Raw genomic sequence first — 2,182 nt, forward strand, 5'->3', positions numbered from 1 at the left:
TTTCTGCTGACAAGGAAGAAAATCGCAGGAATCCTGACGGATTTCAAGATTTTCTAACGCAGTCCAGCGGGAATTTATGGCGTGAAGCTGTGTGCGGGGATTTAATCAGTGGTTCCTTAACGCAGAGCGGCGGAAAAAGATCCGCCGTTTTGGGCGTTTAGGCCTTGTTTGAAACAAGGCCTAAACGGGTGGATAGAATTTGCAGCGGCATATTTTTGTGCCGGCATGGCGTCAGCAAGTATATTGAGGAGATGGAGCAAGCCCTCTCTTACAGGCGGCGCGGCTTTTGGGCCCTGCGCGTTCCGGCGGCTCTTTTCATAAAGGCCCGCCGGTCAGGCGGGAATGACTTTCCTCATCGCAACATATATAAGGAAATAAAACGGGACTTCGGCCCCTGAATACGCAAGTCAATTACAAGCCCTTATTGAATACCGTGCGCTGAACAGCTCCAGCAGAAAAAGGGCTTGCAAAAATCATGTCCACTCAGTATAATTGGGAAGGTGGCTGTGTGCCATTTTTTAATTCTAAAAACAGATGGAGTCAGGCAGCTATGAAAAAGATCGAATTTTCAAAGGGAAGTCCGGAAGGAAAGCAAACCCGCATCGGCAAAAAGGTAGGCAACGTGGTCGTCATCATGCAGATGATCTCCGTTGTATTCGCGGTGGGCATGTGCGTGATCATGTTCCGCTCCTTGGCAACGAATATGCTGGAACAGCGCTGTACCAACGGCACGAACATGCTCCATTATGTTCTGAGCCAGTCGGACGGGACCGGCGATGTCAACCAGCTGCTGGATGAGCTGAAAAGCCGCATGGGCTGTGAGTTTACCATTTTTGAGGGGAATACGCGGGCCTACACCACCGTGGTCCAGAACGGAGAGCGGGTCGTGGGCACCACGCTGTCCTCCGAGCTGTCCGAGATCGTGCTGCAAAAGGGGCAGAGTTATGTGGGCAAGGCCACGATCCTGAATGAGGAATACCTGTGCTCCTATGTCCCCACCAGGGACGCGGCGGGAGCGGCCGACGGCCTTATATTTGCCGGCATTTCCTCGGCGGAAGCCAACCATCAGATTTTTATGACCATCATCTGGTCCTCCCTGGTGAGCCTTGCCGTCATCGTCGTATGCATCTTCTTCCTGTCGGCGTATCTGAAGAAGACCGTCTCCGCTCCCCTGGCGGAGATCACCCGTGTGGCCGGCTGCCTGGAGCAGGGAGACCTGGGCCTGAACGGCGGCGGAGAGAGCGGCATCGCCGTCCAATCCAATGACGAGGTCGGCCGCCTGGCCCTTATCTTTGAGAGGACGATTCAGCGGCTTCGGTCCTACATCGGGGAGATTTCTTCCATACTGGATTCCATTGCCGCCGGAGATTTGACGGTTTCCGCCCGGCAGGAATATGTGGGAGATTTCATGTCCATCAAGGTTTCCCTGGACAGCATCCAGTCCAAGCTCCATGATACCATGAGCCAGATTCGGGAGAGCGCCGAGCAGGTGTCCGCCGGAGCCGAACAGGTGTCGAACGGCGCCCAGGCTCTGGCCCAGGGCGCCACGGAGCAGGCCAGTTCCGTGCAGGAGCTCTCCGCCACAATCAGCAACATTTCCGGAAACGCCAAACGGACCGCCCAGGCCACCGAGGAAGCCGGCCGGTTTGTGGAGCAGGCGGGCGGCCAGCTGGGCGTCAGCATGGAGTACGTCAAGCAGCTCAACACGGCGATGGGCAAGATTTCCAGCTCCTCGGAGGAAATCAGCAAAATCATTGCCGCCATCGAAAACATCGCCTTCCAGACCAACATCCTGGCGCTGAACGCCGCTGTGGAGGCGGCGCGGGCCGGATCTGCCGGAAAGGGCTTCGCCGTGGTCGCCGATGAGGTCCGCAGCCTGGCCAACCGGTCCGACGAGGCCGCCAAGGCCACCAAGGACCTGATCGAAAGCTCCATTGCCGCCGTGAACGAGGGCAGCGGCGTGGTGAACGAGGTGACCCAATCCCTGGAGCGCACCAGCGTCAGCGCCGGAGGCGTGACGTCGCAGATGTCCATTGTGGTGGAAGCGGTGGATAAGCAGACCACCGCCATCAGCCAGGTGACCGAGGGCATCGACCAGATTTCCAGCGTGGTGCAGACCAACTCCGCCACCAGTGAGCAGAGCGCTGCCGCCAGCCAGGAGCTTTCCTCTCAGGCCAGCCTC

2 protein-coding genes are annotated in these 2,182 nt (G+C 57.7%); both read left to right on the forward strand.

Annotation, left to right across the window (positions count from 1 at the left end):
* The first annotated feature begins 188 nt into the window (after positions 1 to 188).
* Positions 189 to 398 carry a hypothetical protein gene (locus tag QZ326_RS13465; RefSeq protein WP_365329341.1) on the forward strand — a complete coding sequence of 70 codons (210 nt, stop codon included), beginning with the start codon at positions 189 to 191 and terminating at the stop codon, positions 396 to 398.
* Positions 399 to 550: 152 nt separating this feature from the next.
* Positions 551 to 2,182 (forward strand): methyl-accepting chemotaxis protein (locus QZ326_RS12995; RefSeq protein ID WP_295746029.1); only part of this gene is annotated, 1,632 nt, incomplete at its 3' end.

The sequence above is a fragment of the uncultured Oscillibacter sp. genome (genome assembly GCF_910587525.1).
GTDB lineage: Bacteria > Bacillota > Clostridia > Oscillospirales > Oscillospiraceae > Oscillibacter.